Source organism: Acidaminococcus sp. HCP3S3_H5, assembly GCF_052122235.1.
Classification (GTDB): Bacteria; Bacillota; Negativicutes; order Acidaminococcales; family Acidaminococcaceae; genus Acidaminococcus.
The window spans coordinates 1-408 of sequence record NZ_JBQKCS010000028.1; the positions used below are offsets into that span (position 1 = coordinate 1).

Annotated in this window: 1 rRNA gene; it reads left to right on the top strand. The window is 46.8% G+C overall.

The features are described 5' to 3' along the window. Nucleotides 1–298: 298 nt before the first annotated feature. Nucleotides 299–408: ribosomal RNA gene (locus tag ACTQY5_RS11015) — 23S ribosomal RNA — on the top strand; the annotation flags it as partial.

Sequence of the window (408 nt, forward strand, 5' to 3'; positions counted from 1 at the left end):
GAACATGAACCTTGAAAACTTCATAGAAGAGACAAATTAAAGTCTTAGACATTGTGATGAATGTCTAAGCACCTCTGATCTAAATGCGAATTTAGAAACGAGTAACGAGAACTAGGCACACGTAAGTGTGACCTTAGTAAAGAACCGGAGTCTTAAAGCAATTTAAGATTCAAGCTCGCGAAGAGATTTTGGATGGATGCAAGGAACGGCGAGCATGGCGAAGGAGACTATACTCAAGTATGTCGACTGAGCCACGCGCAGACGTGACGCAGCAGACGCCAAAATATCGCAGCGAGGAAGTCAAGCTACTAAGGGCATACGGCGAATGCCTTGGCACTAAGAGCCGATGAAGGACGTGGTAAGCTGCGAAAAGCTACGGGGAGCCGCAAGCAGGCTTTGATCCGTAGA